Source organism: Cohaesibacter celericrescens (genome assembly GCF_002866925.1).
Classification (GTDB): domain Bacteria; phylum Pseudomonadota; class Alphaproteobacteria; order Rhizobiales; family Cohaesibacteraceae; genus Cohaesibacter; species Cohaesibacter celericrescens.
Map to the genome: position 1 here is coordinate 61,540 of NZ_PKUQ01000031.1, position 23,075 is coordinate 84,614.

Genomic DNA, 23,075 nt, shown 5'->3' on the forward strand with positions numbered 1-23,075 from the left:
AGAGGCTGAAATGTCTTTTATGGTGCCACCAGGAGGTCTTGATGGCTTATGATACAATCATCGTGGATAGCCGCGATGGGGTCGGACTGATAACACTCAACCGCCCCAAAGCGCTCAACGCTCTTTCGTCAACACTGATTGCGGAAGTTTCCAAAGCTCTCGACGGGTTTGAAGCCGATGAAAAAATCGGGGCCATTGTCATCACCGGTTCAGAGAAAGCCTTTGCTGCCGGTGCCGACATTAAGGAAATGTCTTCTCTGAGCTATATGGATGCCTATCTGGGTGATTTTATCACCCCATGGGATCGCGTGGCGCAATGCCGCAAACCGGTGATAGCCGCCGTTGCTGGCTACGCGCTGGGTGGGGGCTGCGAGCTTGCCATGATGTGCGATTTTATTCTGGCAGCAGACACGGCCAAATTCGGCCAACCGGAGATCACCTTGGGCGTGATGCCCGGCGCCGGAGGGTCTCAACGTCTGACCCGTTTTGTCGGCAAATCCAAAGCCATGGAGATGTGCTTGACCGGTCGCATGATGGATGCCGAAGAGGCCGAACGCAGCGGCTTGGTTTCACGCATTATTCCGGCCGAAGATCTGATCGATGAGGCGATGAAAACTGCCAAAAAGATCGCAGACTTCTCTTTGCCGATTGTCATGATGACCAAAGAAAGCGTCAATCGGTCTTATGAAACCACGCTCAAAGAAGGGCTGTTGTTTGAGCGACGCCTGTTCCATTCGATGTTTGCCACCGACGACCAAAAAGAGGGTATGGCTGCTTTTGTTGAAAAGCGCACAGCCCAGTTTAGCAATAAATGACAGCAGATTTGCCAACACAGGGCGCGCCAAGGTGCGCCTTGCTTGAAATATCACTGCCAATTTAGCATTATATAAAGCAACTAAGCCGCTTTATTGGTGTGGCGGGGCCAATAGGCTTAGGTCTATTGACGCTTGGCCAAAGTTTGACTATAAGCCCCCATTAACAGGCGGCCCAGATGGTGCCGCCTTTTGCTGTCGACACAGTCGCTTGAGTTTCCATGCTTTTGTTTTGGGCATTTTGAGCAGTGTGTCGCATGATGAGAAAAGCAAAACGCAACTCCGTTTTGTCAGGTTTTGCTGCTCGTCCTTCTTGGCCTGTTCAGATTTGAGGGCTGTTGTGATGTAGCGGCGTGAGCGGACCATGATGGTTCCGCATGGATAGATAAGGATAGGCTCAATGGCCAATACCACCTCCGCCAAAAAAGCGGCCCGTAAAATGGTTCGCAAGACAGCTGTCAACAAAGCGCGTCGTACCCGTGTACGCAACACCATTCGCGTCGTTGAAGAAGCAATTGTTGCTGGTGATCAAGCTGTTGCTGCAGAAGCTCTGCGCAAAGCCCAGTCGGAAATGATGACTGCGGTTTCTAAAGGCGTCTTCCATAAGAACACCGCTTCTCGCAAGATTTCTCGCCTGTCCAAGCGCGTGAAAGCAATCGCTGCTTGATTTGTGATATTTTGCATCACGAAAGCCCGGTTTTTTAGCCGGGCTTTTTTGTGACCAAATTTAAGTGTCATAAAACTGTAACTTTCCTTAAGGGGAAGTACGCCTCCACATTGCCAATGTTCACTCTTTGATCTAGACATGAATTGTTGAATCATTTCAACGTCTTAAAAGGTGGATAACTTTTAAGACGTTGTGGAAAGCGATTCTTGGCCGGTCAAGATGGTTGGACGTGAAAAAAAATTGAATCCAATTTTCTGTGACTGAACATGACATCTTGCTGACAGAATCTGAGGAGTCGCAAGGAGATAAGCCCCGTCAAGATCATAGTAAAAAAAGTGCAGAAATTTATTTGTGGCACCAGAGTCAAAGAATCTGGCTTTGGTCTTCTTGCACGCTTTTCACAGGCTGTGTATGGTCACTTCCACTGCGAAGAAAACGGTTGCTGCCAATCCATGAAAGACGCTCTATGTGCGCTTTCAAAACAAACAGGGGCAACCTAATCGAGTAGACTGATTTTATCACCAAACCCGATGCATAGTTGGGTGAACGTGACTTGTGGGCAGCAAGGGGTCAGTCGTTATGTTCGGGCTTTGTTGACTTTATGCATGGATCGCTTCGGCATTCGTGCATCCGCTGCCCATATACAACATGTGTTTAATCTCTTTGAAAGGGTGTGCTTTTTGGGTCCGCCTTGTGGGAGTGTTTGTCTTTGACCGATCCGGATTCCTATGCAGGCGATAAAGAGGTGCTCGAGGCTTGGCATCTTTTGACGCAGAATCCCAATGCCGTGCTCATCGATGTACGGACACATGCTGAATGGTCTTACGTCGGCGTACCGATGTTCGAAGATCCAGCGAGAGACGTCATTCTGGTTGAATGGCTTTCCTACCCTGCGATGCAGGTCAATGCCGACTTTGGGGAGCGGCTGAAGAAAGAGCTCGACGAACGCAATATTTTGCCTGACGCACCTTTGTTTTTCCTTTGCCGATCTGGGGTTCGATCCCTGCATGCGGCTATTGAGATAACCAAAAGCTGGCAGGGGCCGTGTTACAATATCGCTTCTGGCTTTGAAGGAGATATGGATTCCAAGTTGCAACGGGGGCATTGCAACGGTTGGAAGCAGGCAGGCTTGCCTTGGCGACAGTTCTAGAGCGACAATTTTGAGAATCTCAATTGCCGAATGAGGCAGCTTGGGTTAGAAGATGCAACTTGGTCACATTGAAGAGAGCGAGAAAAGATCTCGCCGACATTGCGACTTATCAAGGAATAAGCTGTGTTATGCAGCTATTAGGCTTAGGCTAGAAAAATAATGACAATGCAGCAGACGGCCACAAAGGGAAATGCTAATTTGGAGATGGGTTCGGCGGCTCATCAAACTTTTCCCGGGGCTGACTCCCCAAAAGAGGAGCCTCTAGTGAAAGTGGGCAAAGAAGAATGGGATCGTGTAAAAAAACGGTTGCGGACAGAACTGGGCGAAGACGTTTATTCCAGCTGGTTTGCGGGCGTTGATTTAGAAGATGAACAGAATGGCTTGATCATTCTGTCAGTCTCGACCCGCTTTCTAAAATCTTGGATCCAGTCCCATTACGGGGAACTGTTGATGGCGCTTTGGCGTGAGGAATGCGAGCAAGTGCGCCGCATCGATCTCTATGTGCGTGGTGCTGTTCGCCCTAAACCGGTTCAAAATAAGCCACAAGCACAAGCCGCCAATGCGGCTGGCAAGGAAGGTGGCTTTACAAGGCATCAGTCCTCCATGTCCATGGGACAGGACCATGATCACCTTGGCGGTTCTCCGCTTGATCCGCGTCTGACCTTTGATACCTTCGTGATCGGTCAATCCAACACGCTTGCGCACGCTGCAGCCAAGCAGGTCGCCATGGCACAGCCAGGACAGCCTGTTTCCTTCAATCCTTTGTTTCTTCATGCTTCGGTCGGTTTGGGCAAAACCCATTTGTTGCAAGCAATTGCTTGGGAAGCAAAAAAATCCAACTCCACGGCTAAAGTCCTGTATTTGACCGCTGAGCGCTTCATGTACAGCTTTGTGCAGGCACTTAAGAGCCAGTCGGCCCTCGATTTCAAAGACACATTACGCGATATTGACATCCTGTTGATTGACGACTTGCAATTCCTGCAAGGCAAATCCATTCAGCAGGAATTCTGTCACACGCTCAACAGCCTGATTGATGGCGCCCGCCAGGTGGTTGTCGCAGCTGACCGTCCTCCTGTTGAACTGGAAAGTCTCGATGAGCGCGTGCGTTCGCGCTTGGCTGGTGGTTTGGTGAGCGAATTACAGCCTCTTGAAAAAGAATTGCGTCGTTCGATTCTTGCCGATCGCGCGTCTCAAGCCTCACGTCGGGATCCAAACCTTGCGATTCCCGAGCTGGTGCTTGACCATGTAGCCGGTATTATCCGCTCCAATGGACGTGATCTTGATGGGGCGTTCAACCGTCTGATGGCGCATAATCAGCTGACCGGCGCTCCCATTTCGATTGAAATGGCCGAGCAGGCACTGAAAGATTTGATCCGCTCCAAAGAACCGCGCCGCATTCGTATTGAAGACATTCAGCGCGTTGTGTCCAAGCATTATAATGTCTCGCGCTCAGACCTGCTTTCCTCGCGCCGGACAAGGACCATCGTTCGGCCGCGTCAAATCGCTATGTATTTGGCGAAAATGCTGACACCACGCTCGTTGCCTGAAATCGGTCGTCGCTTTGGCGGCAGGGATCACACCACGGTATTGCACGCGGTGCGCAAGATTGAAGAGTTGGCATCATCCGATAATACATTGCAGCAGGAAATTGAAATGTTGAAACGGAACATTTCCGATTAGGCACCTGCCTGCTTGAAAAATGGTTTGCGCTTCAGCGCTGCCTGAAAACAAGTCCCGCTAATACCAAAAGAAAAATGAGGGGATCGAGCCAGATTTGGCACGATCCCCTTGCCATATGGACCCTTTCGGGGCAAAGTTGCAGCCCCGCCCCTTGAAGGTCTTGGCTAGGGCACGCGTATTATTTGTAAAGAAGTAGGGAAATCTGGGATATGAAAGTCACTCTCGAGCGGGCAACCCTTTTGAAGTCGCTGAACCATGTCCACCGGGTCGTCGAACGGCGCAACACCATTCCGATCCTGTCGAACATTATGCTGCGAGCAGAAGGTGGCGATCTGGTTTTCAAAGCCACCGATCTAGACTTGGAAGTATTGGAAACCGCACCCGCGATGGTCGAAGTCGGCGGCGCGACCACAGTTCCGGCTCATATGCTTTATGACATTGTCCGCAAATTGCCGGACGGGTCTGAAGTCACGTTGGAGACCAACGAAGACCAGACGTCTATGGCGATTGTTGCGGGCAGATCCCGTTTCACCTTACAGATTTTGCCGGTTACCGACTTCCCCGATATCACAGCGGGCGAATTTACCCATCGATTTTCGATTCCGGCGATGGATCTCAAACGCCTGATCGATCACACCCAGTTTGCCATCTCAACTGAAGAGACCCGTTATTATCTCAACGGTATTTATGTGCATAGTCTGGAGCTGGATGGGCAGTCCACTTTGCGCGCCGTTGCTACAGACGGTCATCGCCTGGCGCAGGCACAATTGGCCGCACCAGAAGGCGCTTCCGGCATGCCCGGTGTAATCGTGCCACGTAAAACCGTGTCCGAAGTGCAAAAGCTGATTGAAGATCCAGAAGCCAACATCGCTGTGGAATTGTCCGAGACCAAAATTCGCCTGACAATCGGCCCGGTTGTGCTGACCTCCAAGTTGATTGACGGCACCTTCCCCGACTATGAGAAAGTCATTCCCAAGGGCAATGATAAAATCATGAAAGTGGAAAATAGCCTATTTGCTCAAGCTGTTGATCGTGTTTCTACCGTCTCCAACGAACGCGGGCGGGCGGTTAAATTGAGCCTTGAGCAGGGTCGCCTTGTGCTGTCCGTGTCGAACCCCGATTCGGGCACTGCGACTGATGAGCTGGCCGTTGAGTATGATGCTGAAGGAATGGAAATCGGCTTCAATGCACGCTATTTGCTCGACATCACAAATCAATTGGAAAGCGATAGCGCCTTGTTCCGCTTGGCTGATTCCGGCTCACCGACACTCATTCAGGACGAAGGCGATATCAATACGCTTTATGTCTTGATGCCGATGCGGGTTTAGGCCGAACACATATCCGAAAGAAGGGCGCATCATGCGCCCTTTTTGACTCAATGACAGGACGACGGCTTTCATGACTGAGGCAGACCACCCGGCACCGACCGCGCAGGATGTTGCTCATCCGGTCGACAAGGTCTCGGTTTCGTCCGTCTCTCTATCAGATTTCCGCAATTATACCTCGCTCACCCTGCCCTTGTCCGGACGCCATGTTGTGCTGACAGGGGCCAATGGATCTGGCAAGACCAATTTGCTGGAGGCTATCTCCTTTCTCTCCCCGGGTCGAGGCTTGAGGCGGGTTGCCTATCCAGAGATTGCCCGCGAGGGCGCAACCGGCGCCTGGGCCGTTTCGGTCAATCTCGACACCCCCTATGGCGACGTGAAGCTCGGCACAGGGCTGCAACCGGGCCCTGACGGCACGCTACAGCGGCGCATCCGCATCAATGGGGCCTCTGCGAAATCAGCAGAAAGCCTATCTGATCATATCGCGGTTCTTTGGCTTACTCCGATGATGGACAGCATGTTCACCGGTGCCGCCTCGGAGCGCCGCAAATGGTTGGATCGCATGGTTCTAGCCATCGACAAAAGCCATGGCACACGGGTCAATGCTTTTGAAAAAGCCATGCGCCAGCGTAATCGTCTGTTGGAAGACGCCCCTCAAGAAGCGGTATGGCTGGATGGCATCGAAGCGCAAATGGCAGAGTATGGCTCGGCCATTGCGACAGCGCGAGCAGAAATGGTTTCACTGCTCAATCGGTCTTTGGCTATTCTCCATGGCGAGGCAGGCACATCCGCTTTCCCCAACGCACTGCTCGATCTTGATGGAATGTTGGAGAAAGAGGCGTTTGTGCGCCCTGCGGTGGAGAGTGAAGAACATTATCGCAGTGTGTTGGTACAGATGCGCCGCCGGGACCGGGCAGCAGGTCGTACATTAGAAGGCCCCCATCGGTCCGACCTCATTGTCCGACATGCGCCCAAAAACATGCCAGCGTCAAAATGCTCAACCGGCGAGCAAAAAGCCTTGTTGCTCGGAATTGTGCTCGCGCATGCCCATTTGGTATCCGAACGGCGCGAACGAACCCCTTTGGTGCTGCTGGATGAAGTTGCGGCACATTTGGATGAAAGCCGCAGGCTTGGGCTGTTCGATTTGTTGGATCGGCTTGGCTGCCAGGCATGGGTCACCGGCACTGATGATGCTGTTTTTGCACCGCTACAAGCGCGCGCAGAGCGGTTTCACGTGGACAATGGCATGATAACGGCAATCGCGTCAGCAGAAAAGGGATAGGGCATGGCCAGATCGAATCGCAAAATCCGATTCGCGAAATCGAAAAATAGCGTGCTTATTTTGGTTCTGTCTATTTCGTCCTTGTTGTTGCTGCTTTCCAACGGGGGCAAGATTGGGGGCAGTGACGATAATGTGCTCAAACGTGGCCTTGATAGTGCACAAATTCGGCGCGACGGCATGAAACTCTATATCGGTAATTGTCTCAGTTGCCACGGGGTTCATGGGCGAGGAACCAGCTTTGGCCCTCCCCTTGTCCATCGCTCCTATGGTGCATCGGAGTTATCCGATCAGGCCTTTGCCCAAGCCGTTCATTATGGCGCCCCCGAGCGCCTTTGGCACTTTGGTGAGATGAAGCCTCTCAAGGAGCTTAGCCAAGTTCAGGTTGCGCAAATTCTCGCCTATGTCCGCGCCCAACAAACTGACGCGGAAATTCGTTGATTTTCGTGCTATTTAGGGCACAATTTTGCGCATCCAGAGGGCTTTTCTCAAACTCTCCACAATACGGACGCAGATAGCCCGACTTGTCACCTAGGCGTGGTTGAATGCATTGAAAAACCGCGTATAAGTGTGTGGTTAGCCGCAGATTAAGGATGACTGATTCGCATGAGCGATACCGATGACATTGCCGCAGGCGCAGAGTATGGCGCCGACTCCATTAAAGTCCTAAAAGGCCTGGATGCCGTTCGCAAACGCCCGGGCATGTATATCGGGGATACCGACGATGGGTCGGGCCTGCATCACATGGTTTATGAGGTGGTGGACAACGCCATCGATGAAGCCTTGGCAGGTCACGCTGATCTGGTCACGGTAACGCTCAATGCTGATGGCTCTGTCACTGTCACGGATAACGGACGTGGCATACCGACGGATATACATACCGAAGAGGGTGTTTCTGCAGCCGAAGTGATCATGACGCAGTTGCATGCGGGTGGTAAATTCGACCAAAATAGCTATAAGGTTTCTGGCGGTTTGCACGGCGTTGGCGTTTCGGTGGTAAATGCGCTATCGACCTCGCTCAAATTGCGCATCTGGCGGCAAGGCAAAGAACATGAGATCGAGTTTGCACACGGTGAAGCGGTCTCTCCTCTCAAGACACTTGGCGACGCAAACGGCAAAAAGGGCACCGAGGTTACATTTCTGCCCAGCCCCGAAACATTCACCCACATCGAATTTAAGTTTGCAACGCTCGAGCATCGCCTGCGTGAGCTGGCCTTTCTTAATTCCGGTGTCCGCATATTGTTGACCGATCTGCGCAGCGCCGATCCGGTTACAACAGAATTGCTGTATGACGGCGGCTTGGAAGCCTTTGTTACGTGGCTGGATCGCGCCAAAAAACCGATGATCGAAAAGCCCGTTTCTCTGATTGCCGAAAAAGATGGCATCACCGTCGAAGCCGCGCTTTGGTGGAATGATAGCTATCATGAAAATGTGCTGTGCTTTACCAACAATATCCCTCAACGCGATGGCGGCACCCATTTGGCCGGTTTCCGCGCGGCGTTGACCCGTCAGGTCACTGGTTATGCCGAAAGCTCGGGGCTGCTGAAACGTGAGAAAGTCAATCCAAGTGGCGATGATTGCCGCGAAGGCCTGACTTGCGTGCTGTCGGTTAAAGTGCCGGATCCCAAGTTCTCGTCCCAGACCAAAGATAAATTGGTCTCAAGCGAAGTGCGACCCGTGGTGGAGAATCTGGTCAACACTGCTCTCAAAGAATGGCTGGAAGAAAACCCGGCCGAGGGCAAGGTGATCGTGTCCAAAGTGGTGGAAGCTGCTGCAGCCCGCGAAGCCGCACGCAAAGCTCGTGAGCTGACCCGACGCAAAGGTGCGCTGGATATTGCTTCGCTGCCCGGGAAATTGGCTGACTGTCAGGAACGTGATCCTGCCAAGTCAGAATTGTTCCTTGTGGAAGGGGACTCAGCCGGCGGATCTGCAAAACAGGGCCGCTCTCGCTCCAATCAAGCCATTTTGCCATTGCGCGGTAAAATCCTTAATGTGGAACGCGCCCGTTTTGACAAGATGCTATCGAGCCAAGAGATTGGCACGCTGATCACCGCTCTGGGGACCGGCATCGGCAAGGAAGAATTCAACGCCGAGAAACTGCGTTATCATAAAATCATCATCATGACCGATGCTGACGTCGACGGCGCTCACATCCGGACCTTGTTGTTGACCTTCTTTTTCCGGCAAATGCCAGAATTGGTCGAATCTGGGTATTTGTATATCGCCCAGCCGCCGCTCTATAAAGTCAAACGCGGCCAATCAGAGCAATATTTGAAAGACGAACGCGCCTTTGAAGATTATTTGATCGATGCAGGCATAGATGAAGCCGTTTTGGCAACCGGTGCCGGTTCCGAACGTGCCGGACCCGATTTGCGGGCCCTGCTGGATGAAGCCCGCAATTTCGCGGCCAGTCTAGACGGTTTGCATTCGCGTTACACCCGTTCGGTGGTTGAACAAGCTGCAATCAGCGGATTGTTTGATCGAACCTTGATGGACGACAGTGCTGACGCACAAGCCGAGGCACTAGCCCGTGTGGCGCGCCGTTTGGATCGGATCGCAGAGGAAACCGAGCGCGGCTGGACAGGCAAAGTGCAAGATGACGGTAGCTTTCTGTTTGAACGTGAAGTGCGCGGCGTGAGAGAAGTGGCCTTGCTTGATATTGCATTGTTACACTCAGCGGATGCCATCAAATTGAACAGACTGGGTGGCGAGTTAAGAGATGGGTTTGACAAAGGCACCATCATGCGTCGGCGCGAAAAAGAATATGTCATTCACGGACCAAGTGCTCTTTTGGATCAGGTGTATGAGTTGGGTCGCAAAGGCATTTCGATGCAGCGCTATAAAGGGCTGGGCGAAATGAACGCCGAGCAACTTTGGGAAACCACACTGGATCCTGAAGCCCGTACTCTGTTGCAAGTTCGCGTTCAAGAAGCTGATGATGCGGATGACATTTTCTCCAAATTGATGGGTGATGACGTCGAGCCGCGGCGCAATTTTATTCAAGACAACGCTTTGAACGTCGCTAATCTGGACGTGTAGTAAGACCGACATGACAAATTGGGGCCAGAGCTGTATAGTAGGCCCCAATAAACAATTCACTTGCCTATCTGTGCAGGCCTTAACCGAAGCAATTTGTTTTGGTAGAGGACCGACTGCCAAGCAAGCCAAAGGGGGAATTTTATGAATGTCATAGTGACCCTCCAGGCCACCGACATCTAGCTAGATGTTAAGAGTGCCTGGATCATCCGGTCTTGCCGAAAGGTTTGCACCGAAAGTTTCTTGCCTTCTAAAGGCAAGTCAATGACATCTTTTGAAGATTTTTTGGGTAAAGCACCTGAAACCAAAACGGGCTGGACCCTGTCCACTCTAGGCTTTACACCCTATTTTTCCAACCAACTCGATATTGAGGACCTTGAAACCCTAACACCCTATCGCATTTTTGAGATTCAACGCTCAATCGTGATTGGAATGGGTGAAAATGGTTCACGACCGCTTCGCACGCCGCACAAAGTTCCAACCTCGAATTATGGCGTTGGTGACTGGGTGATGGCAGACCACACCGACCAAATCGTCAAACGGTTAACACCCAAAAGCGTGTTGAAACGACGCGCTGCTGGCTCAGATGTTTCTGAACAGATCATGGCTACCAATGTAGACGTTCTGTTCATTGTGTCCTCATGCAACGATGATTTTAATCTAGCTCGTCTAGAGCGTTTTTTGGCGCTTGCCAAAGACGCGGAGGTCATACCCGTCATCCTGTTGACCAAAATTGATCTCTGTGAAGACGCTGAACAGTTTGTGGATCAGGCAAAAGAGTTGATGGGTGACCTAGAGGTACTAGGACTAAATGCCAAGGACCCAGACGTCGTATCCCAATTGATCCCTTGGTGCGGCAAAGGGCAAACCGTTGCGATGGTTGGCTCATCAGGTGTAGGGAAAACCACGTTGCTGAATGCATTGGCAGGTCGTGACGATGCAACCAAGAGCATTCGCGAGGGCGATTCCAAAGGACGGCATACAACCACCTTCCGGTCACTGCATCAAACTGTTCACGGGGCTTGGCTGGTTGATACGCCCGGCATTCGTGCCTTGCGTTTGCATGAAAAAAGCACCGGTATCGAACAAGTGTTCGATGACATTGTTGATCTCGCAAAACAGTGTAAGTTCAATGATTGCAAGCACGTTTCGGAACCGAAATGTGCTGTCCAAGCCGCCATCAAAAAGGGCAATCTAGACCCGCTACGCCTCGAACGTTGGCGGAAATTACAAACGGAAGACAATCGCAATTCTCAAACAATTGCTGTGAGCCGCCGGCGCGCGCGAGAGTTTGGAAAAATGATCAAAAGTGCCACCAAGGAAGCGGACAAATTAAAGGGCCGCGATCGGGACGACTGACATAAAGAGCTTGAGCGTCTTTAAGAAAAGGGTGCTGATTGCACCCATTTTAAAACGAGCAATAAGAGGGAGAGCAACAAGCTCCTCCCTCGATCGTCCCCAAGTCAAACCTAACTGTTTAGTATCGAGCATCTCCATTATGTCACGAAGCAGGCATTGGAACAGAGCAAAGCAACTCGTTACTTAAGTATTTTCATCGGCATGACTTGAAGCAACGCTTTTTGTGTGAAGCGATCACGGGAATTTTAGGGTATCAAAACCAAGGACCCTGTGGTCTTGCGTCCAGAAAGATCAATATGCGCTTGGGCAGCATCTGCCAAGGCATACTCAATCGGTGCTCCAATTTTAACGCCTCCAGAGGACATGACAGCAAAAAAATCATTGCTCGCATTCTCCAAGGCCTCACGTGTCGCAACAAAATGTGCGAGAGTGGGGCGGGTGACCATCAAAGACCCTTTGGCCGCTAAAATGCCCAGGTTGACACCCTCCACTGGGCCTGACGCATTGCCAAAACTGATCATCAAACCCCGTTGGCGTAAGCAATCAAGACTGCCTTCAAAAGTATCCTTGCCTACTCCATCAAAGACAACCGGGACTTTTGCACCACCGGTGATTTCCAAAACTCGTTCCGGAACCGACTCGGTACGATAATTGATGACATGATCACAGCCCAAGTTGCGCACCAGATCAGCTTTTTCTTCTGACCCGACAGTGCCGATGACCGTCGCGCCAAGCGCCTTGAGCCATTGCACGGCAATGGATCCAACTCCCCCTGCCGCAGCGTGGAACAAAACGGTTTCGCCCGCTTGAACCGGATAGATCTGGCGAATGAGATATTGCACCGTAAGCCCCTTGAGCATGGATGCCGCCGCTTTTTTGGCTGAAATACTGGTGGGCAAGAGAATCAGAGTATCAGCGGATACGACATTGTGGGACGCGTAGGCACCAATTGGCCCTGAGCAATAGGCAACCCTGTCACCAACAGCCATATGATCCACGCCCTCACCGATGGCTTCGACAATGCCAGCGGCTTCACCACCCAGCCCTGAGGGGAACGATGGCAAGGGATACAGGCCCGTGCGCATGTATGTGTCAATAAAGTTTACGCCGATGGCCTCGTGCCGAACCAGAACTTGCCCGGCAAGCAAATCAGGAATGTCCCGCTCGACCAGTTTCATATTTTCCGGGCCACCATGGGCTTCGATTTCGATGCGGGTCATTTTGCTCATTGGTTTCTCCATCGTTACTGTTTCAGAGCGGAAATCCAAGTTAGGCCAAATGCAGCAAATTGCAATGCCTTACCGGGGCCGCATTTACTATCTTGGTATCAGTTGTTCATTGGAAAGAATTTGGTGACGGCCTCGTGTTAAAAGAAACAATCGCAACAGCCGGACCAAGCTATGCCAAAGCCCGATTTTAACACTGCGCCCAAACACAAAAAGCGATCTTCACGTTCGTTGCCGTTGATTATGTCTGCCGGTTTTTTGGCATTGGCGACAGGTGCCTTTGCGCTGACGCTGTCCGGGCTATGGATTTGGCTCGGTGCCTTGGCTTGGGCTTTTGCTGGCCTTTTGTTGGCGACGGGGCTCATTCGTTCTGTTTCAAATCCCACGCCACAGCTGGACAAGATGGATGCCATGCGGTCTCAACTGCGGCGATTGGATCATGCATGCGAGAATTTGCAGGATCAGAATTGGGAACTAAGAGAGGCCGAACAAAAATACAGAGCCTTGCTCAACCGGCAAGGGGACATCATTTTACATTTGAGTGATGACGGCAGCGTGCACTACGCCAACAGTGCTTTTGACATGTATTTTGATGCCAGCCAAATCGGGACCCCCTTTCTGCCAGATGCCGGATGTATCGATGGGGAGACACTGGACCCCGTCAATGTTGGCACCGACCCCATGTGGGAACGCCAAATCGACACCCTGCAAGGACCTCGCTGGTTCCGCTGGACAGAAACCCTGATGAGGTCGACACAAAAAGACAAAGGCTTACGGTTGCTCATCGCGCGCGACATTACCGCGTTCAAAAAGGTCGAGGCAGCAAGCAAGGCCAAATCCCGTTTTCTTGCGACCATTTCTCATGAAATGCGCACACCGCTAAATGGCATTATCGGCATGGCTACTTTGCTGGAATCCACACAATTGACGGCCGAACAAGGCAGTTACAGCCAAGCCTTGCGTCAGTCAAGTACAGCCCTTTTGGCGTTGGTCAATGATGTGCTTGATCTGTCGCGCATCGAAGCGGGCAAGTTCACCCTGAGCCATGAATGGGCATCTCCGGCACGTCTGATGGAGGATGTGGTTGAACTACTGGCTCCTGACGCACAGGAAAAGGGACTGTCCGTTGCCTCTTGGATTGGGCAAGACGTGCCAGCCAAATTGCTGATTGATGCTGTGCGCGTGCGCCAAATACTGGTCAATCTCTTGGGAAATGCGATTAAATTCACCCAAACTGGCGCGATCAATCTGTCCCTAGATTGCAAGTCTGCGCCCGAGGATGGGGAAATGGCTACTATTTTGCTGTCTGTTCGGGATACAGGGCCGGGCATTGCCGATGATTTACAGGACCTGCTTTTCGAAGAGTTTGAACAAGCCGATACCACCAGAACCCGCCACCATGAAGGCACGGGACTGGGGCTTGCTATTTCCCGTCGTCTGGCAAGAATGATGAATGGTGACATTCTATTGTCGAGCGTTGAAGGCAAAGGATCAACCTTCACGCTTGAATTGTCCGCGTCTTGGATTAATGAGGAAAATAAAGGTATAGAGGCATTGACTGGAGACAGTCAGGCATCAATCGGTGACATGCTGGTTGGTATCGATCTGACGGAAGCAGATCGGCGCGCCCTTTATTCGTATTGCCAAGACTGGAGCATTGAGTTCCGAGCCTATACCTTGGCGCAGTGGCAGGAAGTTGGGCAAGCGATCGCCCCTGACCACCTGCTCATCAATGGTGCAAATCCGGATAAGGCTGCCAAAATCATTGCCGGCTTCGATCCCTTTCGTGGCGGCAGCCTCACACGCCCCCTTCCCCAGAGCCGCATCATTCTTCTGGAGCCGGGAGAGCGGCATGTGATTGCGCAGATGCGCGATTGTGGCATCAGTGCCTATCTGGTCAAACCCATGCGGCAAGCGTCCTTGCGTTTGGCGCTCTTGGGTCACCCCTCAGGCAGATCAGCCGATGATTCGGTTGCTCTCGATCAGACGGTGCTTAATGAAAAGATGCATGCGGCCACTCCCGTTGTTGCAATATCCCCAATCCTTGAAACCGAACGTCATGATGCAAAGCGCATTCTTTTGGTCGAGGACAATGAAATCAACGCGCTTCTTGCCCGCAAAGTCCTACTAAAAGCCGGCATGGATGTCAGTCTGGCACAATCTGGCACCGAGGCCTTGGCGCTGTATGAAACCGGCCCTGCATTTGATCTTGCGCTGCTGGATCTTCATATGCCGGATATGGATGGCATGACCTTATTCGATGCATTGGAACAGCTTGACACCAGCCTGCAACGGATGGTGCCCAAACTTGCTTTTACTGCGGATGCTCTGGAAGAAACGAGGCAATCTTGTCTTGATCATGGGTTCAGCGCCTTCATTGTCAAACCGGTCGAACCACAGAGCTTGGTGAATATTATCGAGGAAACTCTTCGTAAGACCAAGTAACGTCATAAATCTGTACAAATAGGAAGCTATCGCTCCTTTGAACAACGACATTTGGTCTCTAGCCTGCTGAATATCGATAAATAAAAAGCAAGTTCAGTGGTGTATTGACACTTAAACCACTTGATTGTTGGCTCAAATGATCGCCGATTGGATCTGAAGACCGCCACAGTTTCATCTTATGGCTTGCGACAAGATCAGGAACAGGCCAAAATTGTATAAACAGCGGGCGCACGCTGGAACACCTCATTTAAAGGTGTGGGAAAAAGGGGACGGAAAAGATGGCAATGCTCGACAAGGACTCCGCTGCTTCCATGCAGAAGGACACTTTTAGCGTCACCCCTGTCATCAAACCCAATCTGCCCAAAAAAATCCTCACTGCACTGCGCCGGAACAGACTAAGAGATGGTCGCCCAATCAGTTCCACTCCAATCACGCTGGGACGTGTCGGCTCCCTTGAGATTCGCCTTGCCCAAACAGAGCGCGAAATCCGCAAGGCCCAACGCTTGCGCTACAAAGTGTTTTACAAGGAAATGGCTGCCAAACCGGATAGTCACACCAAATTCACTCGGCGCGATGCCGATGCTTTTGATGCAATCTGCGACCATCTTTTGGTGCTGGATCACGATTCACCCAAGAAGAAATTCCGCCGTCGCGAGCCGCGTATTGTGGGCACCTATCGTTTTTTACGGCAAGAAATGGCCAACCTATATGGCGGCTTCTATTCTGCTTCCGAGTTTGATATTCAACCGCTTTTGGATGCCCATCCAGATCGCCGGTTCCTTGAGTTGGGTCGATCATGTGTACTCAAAGACTATCGCACCAAACGCACAATCGAACTTTTGTGGCAGGGCATTTGGGCCTATGTGCAAATTCACAAAATCGACGTCATGATCGGCTGTGCCTCCTTGCCCGGAACTGATCCGGAAGAGCTGGCAGAACCTCTGGCTTTCCTGGCAAAGCAAGGCAAAGCGCCAGAGGACTGGCGAGTTGATGCATGGCCGGACATCCGCGTACCACTCGAGCAGATGGCACCCAAAGACGTCAATGACAAAAAAGCACTGCGTCAATTGCCCCCTTTGCTTAAAGCCTATTTACGCATTGGCTGTTATTTTGGCGACAGTGCAATGGTGGACTATCAGTTTGGAACCACTGACGTTTTCATCATCATGCCGGTGGACAAAATAGATCCGAAATATGTCCAGCATTATAGCACCAGCAATGTAAAAGAGGCTGTCGCCCGACATAATTAGGCACCTCCTGACATTTTGCAAAAGCAAACGCACCATTTGTAGTTTTATCGTCGGGTGAAAGATGCCAACAGAACCGCCAACTCGGCCTGTCGGTGTGTGCCGGTTTTTTTCAGAATGTCTTTGAACTGTTGCCGAACCGTATGCAAACTGACACCGCGACGGGTTGCGATCTGTTCCAAGGGTATCCCGTTCACAAACCAGGCCGCAACATCGGCTTCTGCGGCCGTCATGCCAAACCCGTCCATATAAAGGGATCGCTCCAGTTCGGTTGCCTCGGTGGTGTCGTGTATCACGACCAAAACCAGCCCTTTTGCTGCACCCAAAAATTGCTCTCTTTTAGGCAAAGGCGAGACCATAATAATATAGGCAGGAAGACCGGACGGGCGCGGGGCAGCCAAGATACCACCACCCGTAGGCAGGCTATTGCGTGCTGCGCCTCCAGCTAATTTCAATAGATTGGAAAATTTCACCCTACTTTTTCTGTCTTGCAAAACAAGCTCATTGCGTAAGGTCGATATTCCGTCTGCCTTTTGCAGAATTGGGTCGATCAGATTATTACTCAGTACGATGCCAGCATCGGGATCAACAACAAGCGCGGCACTCCGGCTACGGGCTAGATTGTCGATCAATAGCTTTTCCGAAGACAGACTCTCTCCCATCGCCAAAGCGACATGTGCCGACAGACGCAAAGGCTCGATAACCGGTTTGAGTTTTTCAAAATCCCGCCGTGTGGCATGCCCTCGTTTTTTATCCCAAATCAAAACCATAGCGCGAGAAATTGACTCGTGGTTGATCAGACGGATAGCCAAACGATAGCGAATATCAAATTGCGCGAAGGTCTTGTAGAACGCACTGTTATCCATCCCCGCTTCATCGATAAAATCATAGTCGGTGATTGTGCTCCAATTGGGATTGGCCGCGGCATGGAGGACCGGTTCGCTGGTAGGACCAAACTTTATGAACTCTTCATCAACGCCCTTTAGGGTCGTCCGACTCCAGATGGCGTTATCCTGACTGTGATCAATGCTGGATAGCTGACTGCCAATCGTATTCATGTGTTTGTTGAGTAAAAGTTGCAAATCAGCCCACGCTTCTGGCCTTAGCGCGGCTTGTCTTATTGCTTGCTGTATCGCTTCCATATTGGCACCACCCCCCAATCGTGCCCCGTCTCTCAACGGTTGTGAAAGATTGTCGCACAGGTGCGACGTTGTATACAAGCCCGCAATGAAAGGAAGCGGACATGGCTTACTTTTCAAAAAAAGAGCCATCTGAAAAGATGGCTCTTTATGGATCGTTAGGCGCTTGGTCCCTGGCACCAGATCGCGGTGATCATGAACCCAGATTATATGCGGCCAATGCTGCCATATTGACAATATCGACGTCCCTTGCGCCGAGTGGCAAAATTTGCACAGGCTTATCGAGACCGACAAGCAACGGCCCCATGATGGTGGCTCCGCCCAGTTCTTGCAGCATTTTGGTGGAAATGGACGCAGCATGGAACGCTGGCATCACCAACACATTGGCTGCACCTGACAAACGGCAGAAGGGGTAAGCGGCCATGAGGTCGGGGTTCAAAGCCACATCGGCAGCCATTTCCCCGTCATATTCAAAATCAACCCGACGACGTCCCAGAATGCCGACAGCCTCTCGCAGACGGTCGGAACGCTCACCTTCAGGATGTCCAAAGGTTGAATAGGCCAACATAGCGACCCTTGGCTCGATACCCAGTTTGCGAGCAACACCCGAGGCTTCCTCTGCAATATCGGCCAATTGTTCGGCGCTGGGCATATCATGTACGGCCGTATCAGCGACCAAGACAGTACGGTCCTTGCAAAGCGCGATGGTCACGCCGATTACCCGATGGCCCGGATGGGGATCAATGACCTTCTGGACATCTTCCAGAACGATGGAGTAATTACGGGTCACACCCGAAATCATCGCATCAGCATCCCCCATTGCAACCATGGAGGCCGCGAAGATATTGCGGTCATTGTTCACCATGCGCAAACAGTCGCGATAAAGATGCCCTTTGCGTTGCAAGCGACGGAACAAATATTCGGCATATTCATCGCCACGCTCGGACAGACGTGCATTGACCACTTCGATGCCGGGGCGATCAAGGTCGATGCCAGCCTCTTCTGCAGTCTTGCGAATCAAGCGATCACGCCCGACCAGTATCGCAGTCCCCAATTCTTCGTTGACGAAGGATATTGCGGCACGCATGACGTGCTCTTCTTCTCCCTCGGCAAAGACCACACGCTTTGGATTGCGACGCACTTTGTCATAAATCCGCTGCAACGTGTTGGCCAATGGGTTCCGACGGGCATTCAATTGATTGGCATAGGTGTGCAGATCAACAATGGGCCGGCGTGCAACTCCGCTCTCCATCGCAGCTTTGGCCACGGCAGGCGGAATGGCGCTAATCAGGCGTGGATCAAACGGCACCGGAATGATATATTCGGGACCAAATTTGGGTCTGTTGCCCTGATAGGCGCTGGCCACTTCGTCAGGCACATCCTCGCGGGCCAACTCGGCCAGGGCATGGGCCGCCGCGATTTTCATGTGATCGTTGATTTCAGTCGCACGCACATCAAGCGCCCCACGGAACATATAGGGGAAACACAAGACATTGTTGACCTGGTTGGGATAATCAGAGCGCCCTGTCGCAATGATGGCGTCATCGCGAACGGTTTGAACTTCTTCCGGCGTGATTTCAGGATCGGGGTTGGCCATGGCAAAAATGATCGGCTGAGGAGCCATTACGCTGACCATTGCAGGTGTCAGAGCTCCTTTGGCAGACACACCAATGAACACATCAGCACCCGTCAGCGCATCTTTCAATGAGCGTGCCTTGGTAGATACCGCGTGGGCGGATTTCCACTGGTTCATACCCTCTAGGCGCCCCTGATAAATGGCACCTTTTGTATCGCACAGGATAACATTTTCATGGGGAACGCCCATGGCCTTGAACAGTTCGATACAAGCGATACCCGCAGCGCCTGCTCCGTTGCAGACAACTTTGGTATCTTTGATATCGCGCCCTGTCAGATGCAATGAATTGATAAGACCGGCAGCGGCAATGATGGCGGTGCCGTGCTGATCGTCATGAAAAACCGGGATATCCATCATTTCTTTGAGCTGTTGCTCTATGATGAAGCATTCCGGGGCTTTGATGTCTTCCAGATTGATGCCACCGAACGAGGGTCCAAGATACCGTACGGCGTTTATAAAAGCATCAGGATCTTCTGTGTCGATTTCCAAGTCAATGGAATCAACATCGGCAAAGCGTTTGAACAGCACCGCCTTGCCTTCCATAACCGGCTTGGACGCCAGCGCACCCAAATTTCCAAGACCCAGGATAGCTGTCCCGTTGGTGATCACCGCCACAAGATTGCCGCGAACGGTATAATCAAAAGCGCGGGACGCATCCTCGGATATAGCACGCACCGGTGCTGCTACGCCGGGAGAATAAGCCAGAGACAAATCTCGCTGCGTTGCCATTGGCTTGGTCGCGACGATCTCCAACTTGCCCGGGCGCCCTTTTTGGTGAAATAGAAGCGCCTCCTCATCAGTAACCGATACGCCTAATTTTACCTTATCTTCTGCCATGTGGCTTACCTCCGGTCAATTTTTGTAGATAGGCCCAGCAGATCCCTGTGCTCGGGTGAGCCACATTGGATGTCCTGTCCTTTGGTTTGGGGTTCCTTGCAGATTTCAAAACAGATCTTGCAATCAGCGAGCTCGTTTATGTTCGCTGCGGATGCCCAATGCGCGGACCTGATAACTCGCATGGATATTGAGATTAATATATGCGAAAAATCAAATGCATTTTTAATTTATCATCTCAAGCAACCAACGGTCGCAAAAAATTGGAATGGCTAGGATACAATAAAAACGGCCTATCCCTTAGTTATGCACATTACGTCTTCATTCCCCCAGAAACAATCAGCCAAAAGGTGGCAGTTTGTAGTCTCGCCGGTTGCGAGTTGATAGGTTGCTATGCAATCACCTCGTCACAGCCCGAATATAGCCACGCTGTTGCAACACATTTCAGGAAGCCAGATCAGTTTCATGTCCGACAAGACATCCCCCTCCGAAGACAAAAAAACAGCTGCCTCCTATAAACCGACTCCCATGATGGAGCAGTTTCTAGAGATCAAAGGTGCCAATCCCGACAGTTTGCTTTTTTACCGCATGGGCGATTTTTACGAGCTGTTTTTCGATGATGCGGTGCAAGCATCAAAAGCGCTGGGCATAACATTGACCAAGCGCGGCAAACATCTGGGGGAAGACATTCCCATGTGCGGGGTGCCGGTTCATGCGGCAGACGGCTATCTCGACCGGCTTATTGCGCTCGGCTACAAAGTATCTGTTTGCGAACAGACCGAAGACCCGGCAGAAGCTAAAAAACGTGGTGCAAAATCTGTCGTACGCCGCGATGTTGTTCGATTGGTGACGCCGGGGACTTTGACAGAAGAAAGCCTGCTTGACTCAGGCAGTTCTAATTATCTCGCGTCGGTATCACGTGTTAAAAATGGCGACGAAGGCCATCTGTACGGGCTGTCATGGCTCGAGCTTTCGACAGGCGACTTTGGTGTCTTACAGCTGGATCACCTAAGGCTTGGAGCAGAGCTTGCTCGCCTTGATCCACGCGAAATAATTGTTTCCGATCACATGTTGATGGATGAAGATTTTCAACCTCTAAAAGACATGTTGCGCACCAGTATCTCACCGGTTCCCCGCGCTTTCTTTGACGGATCGACCGCTGCGGATCGTCTGATGGGCTATTTTGGGCTATCGACATTGGACGGCTATGGCCATTTTGAACGAGTCGAATTGATGGCAGCCAGCGCTGTGCTGGCTTATGTCGAAAAAACCCAGCTGGGTGCCCGTCCTCCCTTAAATCCGCCACAGCGAGAATTGTCTAGCCGTACCATGTCTATCGATGCGGCCACACGGGCCAATCTGGAGTTGGTGCGCACCTTGTCAGGAGATAAAAAAGGCAGCCTCCTGTCGGTCATCGACAAAACCGTCACCGGTGGTGGATCACGCTTACTGGCGGCAAGATTGGCTGCACCGCTGGCTCAGCTGGACGGAATCATCGCACGTCAAAACTCGATCGCATGGTTCCTGCAACAAACCGGCTTGCGGGAAGATTTGCGAGAAGGCCTTAAAGCCGCCCCCGATATGCCGCGCGCGCTATCCCGCTTGTCTCTGGATCGTGGCGGACCGAGAGACCTGGGGGCCATCCGCTCGGGCTTTTCCGCTATTTTCGCTCTGCTATCTCACATCGGATCTGCAGCACAAAGCGAACCTCTACCGCAAGAAATCGGGGACGCGGCGACAGCCCTACAAGCGATGCCAGAGATGCTTGGGCAGTCGCTTTCAGAGGCCTTGAATGACGAATTGCCATTGCAAAAGCGCGATGGTGGCTTTGTGCGCACTGGCTATGATGCCGGATTGGATGAATTACGCTCCTTGCGGGATGAAAGCCGCAGAGTTATCGCATCATTACAGGCTGATTACGCCAATGAGACCGGCATCAAAGCCCTCAAGGTCAAGCACAACAATGTTTTGGGTTACTTTCTTGAGGTCACAGCCAACAATGCGGACAAGATGATGTCTGCGCCTTTGAACGAGCGCTTTATTCATCGTCAGACACTGGCCAACGCGGTTCGGTTCACCACCACGGAGTTGGCTGATTTAGAGGCTCGCATTGCCTCTGCCGGTGCAAAAGTGATCGCAATTGAGTTGAGCATTTTTGACCGTTTACGCGATCAGGTTTTAGCTGCTGTGGACCTTATTCAAAAAGCTGCGCGCGCCTTGGCAACCCTTGATGTCTCCACGGCGCTTGCCTGTCTTGCCGACGAACAAAATTACTGTCGACCGCTGATGGATGACAGCCTTGCCTTTGAAGTGTCCGCCGGTCGTCATCCAGTGGTAGAGTTGGCCTTGAGCCGTGATGGCGGCGATCCATTTGTAGCCAATGATTGCGACTTGAGCCCTCAGGCAGGTCATGACAACGGTCGAATATGGCTGATGACAGGCCCCAACATGGCCGGTAAATCAACTTATTTGAGGCAAAATGCGCTGATTGCCATTCTAGCACAAATGGGGTCCTTTGTTCCCGCAGACCAAGCCCATATAGGCTTGGTGGATCGGTTGTTTTCACGGGTTGGGGCGGCGGATGATTTGGCGCGCGGACGCTCCACATTTATGGTGGAAATGGTCGAGACGGCAGCCATTCTCAATCAGGCCGGTGAACGCTCACTGGTCATTTTAGACGAAATTGGTCGTGGCACATCAACCTTTGATGGCTTATCCATCGCTTGGGCGACTATTGAAAGCCTGCATGAGGTCAATCGCTCCCGTGCGTTGTTTGCCACCCATTATCATGAGTTGACCGTACTGCACGAAAAACTGCCGCGCCTCAACAATGCCACGGTCAAAGTCAAGGAATGGCAAGGGGACGTAGTGTTTTTGCACGAAATCGTGCCCGGTGCGGCCGATCGGTCTTATGGCATCCAAGTAGCAAAATTGGCTGGCTTGCCTGACGTGGTCATCAATCGTGCCCGTGATGTATTGGAATCACTTGAAGAGGGAGATCGGCAATCGCCCGCTTTGACCATTGATGATTTGCCTCTTTTTTCAGCAACAGCTCAAAAAGAAGTCAATAAGGAAACGGATTTTCTACGGGATGCTCTTAACGGGATCAACCCTGATGACATGAGCCCACGTGAAGCTCAGCAAGCCCTATACCGGCTCAAGGGCCTTGTCTGAGACCAATGGAAAGAACTTGACGCCCTGCGATATCGGGTCGAACATTGGCGCGAATATTGCTTCACT

The 23,075-nt window shown here is 51.7% G+C and carries 15 protein-coding genes; 12 read left to right on the forward strand and 3 right to left on the reverse strand.

What is annotated here, in order from left to right:
* Nucleotides 1–41: 41 nt before the first annotated feature.
* The 9 genes from C0081_RS14595 (at nt 42) to rsgA (ending at nt 11,308) form a co-directional block, all read left to right on the forward strand.
* A complete protein-coding gene (locus C0081_RS14595) occupies nt 42–815 on the forward strand; it encodes an enoyl-CoA hydratase (protein ID WP_101534579.1) in 774 nt (257 codons plus the stop codon).
* Between the two features lie 397 nt (nt 816–1,212).
* Nucleotides 1,213–1,479: a 30S ribosomal protein S20 gene (gene rpsT / locus C0081_RS14605; protein WP_101534581.1), complete on the forward strand. Its 267-nt coding sequence runs from the start codon at nt 1,213–1,215 to the stop codon at nt 1,477–1,479.
* 709 nt (nt 1,480–2,188) lie between these two features.
* The gene (locus tag C0081_RS14610; protein ID WP_101534903.1) at nt 2,189–2,629 is read left to right on the forward strand and encodes a rhodanese-like domain-containing protein; all 441 of its coding nucleotides are present in this window, start codon (nt 2,189–2,191) and stop codon (nt 2,627–2,629) included.
* Nucleotides 2,630–2,833: 204 nt separating this feature from the next.
* A complete protein-coding gene (dnaA, locus tag C0081_RS14615; protein WP_101534904.1) occupies nt 2,834–4,309 on the forward strand; it encodes a chromosomal replication initiator protein DnaA in 1,476 nt (491 codons plus the stop codon).
* A gap of 209 nt (nt 4,310–4,518) precedes the next feature.
* Nucleotides 4,519–5,637, forward strand: coding sequence for a DNA polymerase III subunit beta (gene dnaN, locus C0081_RS14620; RefSeq protein WP_101534582.1), 1,119 nt, complete (start codon nt 4,519–4,521; stop codon nt 5,635–5,637).
* A gap of 70 nt (nt 5,638–5,707) precedes the next feature.
* Nucleotides 5,708–6,916 carry a DNA replication/repair protein RecF gene (gene recF / locus C0081_RS14625; RefSeq protein ID WP_101534583.1) on the forward strand — a complete coding sequence of 403 codons (1,209 nt, stop codon included), beginning with the start codon at nt 5,708–5,710 and terminating at the stop codon, nt 6,914–6,916.
* Between the two features lie 3 nt (nt 6,917–6,919).
* Nucleotides 6,920–7,354, forward strand: a complete 435-nt coding sequence (locus C0081_RS14630; RefSeq protein ID WP_101534584.1) for a c-type cytochrome — start codon at nt 6,920–6,922, stop codon at nt 7,352–7,354.
* A gap of 165 nt (nt 7,355–7,519) precedes the next feature.
* Nucleotides 7,520–9,952 carry a DNA topoisomerase (ATP-hydrolyzing) subunit B gene (gene gyrB, locus C0081_RS14635; protein WP_101534585.1) on the forward strand — a complete coding sequence of 811 codons (2,433 nt, stop codon included), beginning with the start codon at nt 7,520–7,522 and terminating at the stop codon, nt 9,950–9,952.
* A gap of 261 nt (nt 9,953–10,213) precedes the next feature.
* The gene (gene rsgA / locus C0081_RS14640) at nt 10,214–11,308 is read left to right on the forward strand and encodes a ribosome small subunit-dependent GTPase A (RefSeq protein WP_101534586.1); all 1,095 of its coding nucleotides are present in this window, start codon (nt 10,214–10,216) and stop codon (nt 11,306–11,308) included.
* 245 nt (nt 11,309–11,553) lie between these two features.
* On the opposite strand, the gene C0081_RS14645 is transcribed toward rsgA, so the two are convergent.
* On the reverse strand, nt 11,554–12,528 hold the full coding sequence (locus C0081_RS14645) for a quinone oxidoreductase family protein (RefSeq protein ID WP_101534905.1): 975 nt from the start codon (nt 12,526–12,528) through the stop codon (nt 11,554–11,556).
* Between the two features lie 180 nt (nt 12,529–12,708).
* On the opposite strand from C0081_RS14645, the gene C0081_RS14650 reads away from it, so the two are divergent.
* Both C0081_RS14650 and olsB read left to right on the forward strand, forming a co-directional pair.
* Nucleotides 12,709–14,979 carry an ATP-binding protein gene (locus tag C0081_RS14650; protein WP_101534587.1) on the forward strand — a complete coding sequence of 757 codons (2,271 nt, stop codon included), beginning with the start codon at nt 12,709–12,711 and terminating at the stop codon, nt 14,977–14,979.
* A 278-nt stretch (nt 14,980–15,257) separates the two neighbouring features.
* Complete coding sequence (gene olsB, locus C0081_RS14655) at nt 15,258–16,229, forward strand: l-ornithine N(alpha)-acyltransferase (protein WP_245417960.1); 972 nt, start codon at nt 15,258–15,260, stop codon at nt 16,227–16,229.
* A gap of 44 nt (nt 16,230–16,273) precedes the next feature.
* On the opposite strand, the gene C0081_RS14660 is transcribed toward olsB, so the two are convergent.
* Complete coding sequence (locus tag C0081_RS14660) at nt 16,274–17,368, reverse strand: helix-turn-helix transcriptional regulator (RefSeq protein ID WP_101534588.1); 1,095 nt, start codon at nt 17,366–17,368, stop codon at nt 16,274–16,276.
* A gap of 190 nt (nt 17,369–17,558) precedes the next feature.
* The gene (locus C0081_RS14665; RefSeq protein ID WP_101534589.1) at nt 17,559–19,838 is read right to left on the reverse strand and encodes an NADP-dependent malic enzyme; all 2,280 of its coding nucleotides are present in this window, start codon (nt 19,836–19,838) and stop codon (nt 17,559–17,561) included.
* A gap of 462 nt (nt 19,839–20,300) precedes the next feature.
* On the opposite strand from C0081_RS14665, the gene mutS reads away from it, so the two are divergent.
* On the forward strand, nt 20,301–23,009 hold the full coding sequence (mutS, locus tag C0081_RS14675; protein WP_101534591.1) for a DNA mismatch repair protein MutS: 2,709 nt from the start codon (nt 20,301–20,303) through the stop codon (nt 23,007–23,009).
* Nucleotides 23,010–23,075 lie beyond the last annotated feature (66 nt).

Bases quoted from the DNA above. Each gene is read 5' to 3' on its own strand.
- C0081_RS14595 (WP_101534579.1), top strand. From the start codon at position 42: ATGGCTTATGATACAATCATCGTGGATAGCCGCGATGGGGTCGGACTG.
- rpsT (WP_101534581.1), top strand. From the start codon at position 1,213: ATGGCCAATACCACCTCCGCCAAAAAAGCGGCCCGTAAAATGGTTCGC.
- dnaA (WP_101534904.1), top strand. From the start codon at position 2,834: ATGGGTTCGGCGGCTCATCAAACTTTTCCCGGGGCTGACTCCCCAAAA.
- dnaN (WP_101534582.1), top strand. From the start codon at position 4,519: ATGAAAGTCACTCTCGAGCGGGCAACCCTTTTGAAGTCGCTGAACCAT.
- recF (WP_101534583.1), top strand. From the start codon at position 5,708: ATGACTGAGGCAGACCACCCGGCACCGACCGCGCAGGATGTTGCTCAT.
- C0081_RS14630 (WP_101534584.1), top strand. From the start codon at position 6,920: ATGGCCAGATCGAATCGCAAAATCCGATTCGCGAAATCGAAAAATAGC.
- gyrB (WP_101534585.1), top strand. From the start codon at position 7,520: ATGAGCGATACCGATGACATTGCCGCAGGCGCAGAGTATGGCGCCGAC.
- rsgA (WP_101534586.1), top strand. From the start codon at position 10,214: ATGACATCTTTTGAAGATTTTTTGGGTAAAGCACCTGAAACCAAAACG.
- C0081_RS14645 (WP_101534905.1), bottom strand. From the start codon at position 12,528: ATGACCCGCATCGAAATCGAAGCCCATGGTGGCCCGGAAAATATGAAA.
- C0081_RS14650 (WP_101534587.1), top strand. From the start codon at position 12,709: ATGCCAAAGCCCGATTTTAACACTGCGCCCAAACACAAAAAGCGATCT.
- olsB (WP_245417960.1), top strand. From the start codon at position 15,258: ATGGCAATGCTCGACAAGGACTCCGCTGCTTCCATGCAGAAGGACACT.
- C0081_RS14660 (WP_101534588.1), bottom strand. From the start codon at position 17,368: ATGGAAGCGATACAGCAAGCAATAAGACAAGCCGCGCTAAGGCCAGAA.
- C0081_RS14665 (WP_101534589.1), bottom strand. From the start codon at position 19,838: ATGGCAGAAGATAAGGTAAAATTAGGCGTATCGGTTACTGATGAGGAG.
- mutS (WP_101534591.1), top strand. From the start codon at position 20,301: ATGTCCGACAAGACATCCCCCTCCGAAGACAAAAAAACAGCTGCCTCC.